Genomic DNA, 233 nt, shown 5'->3' with positions numbered 1-233 from the left:
ACGCATACTTCGCTGAACGCGTTGCGGGAGTAGCTCAGTTGGTAGAGCGCAACCTTGCCAAGGTTGAGGTCGCGAGTTCGAGACTCGTCTCCCGCTCCAAACCTTTCTCAGTATGGGTCAACCGTTCAATGCGCTGCGGGAGTAGCTCAGTTGGTAGAGCGCAACCTTGCCAAGGTTGAGGTCGCGAGTTCGAGACTCGTCTCCCGCTCCAGATTTTTAGAGAAGGGGAAGTC

General features: G+C 55.8%; 2 tRNA genes. Both read left to right on the top strand.

Going from position 1 to position 233, the window contains the following annotated elements:
- Window positions 1-23: 23 nt before the first annotated feature.
- Window positions 24-99 (top strand) — tRNA-Gly (locus tag GBM95_RS12205).
- A 36-nt stretch (window positions 100-135) separates the two neighbouring features.
- Window positions 136-211: transfer RNA gene (locus tag GBM95_RS12200), tRNA-Gly, on the top strand.
- The last annotated feature ends 22 nt before the right edge of the window (window positions 212-233 follow it).

Source organism: Sutterella seckii (assembly GCF_009183815.1).
GTDB lineage: Bacteria > Pseudomonadota > Gammaproteobacteria > Burkholderiales > Burkholderiaceae_F > Sutterella > Sutterella seckii.
The sequence above is the reverse complement of the archived record's forward strand: the minus strand, read 5'-3'. Positions and strand labels throughout refer to the sequence as shown.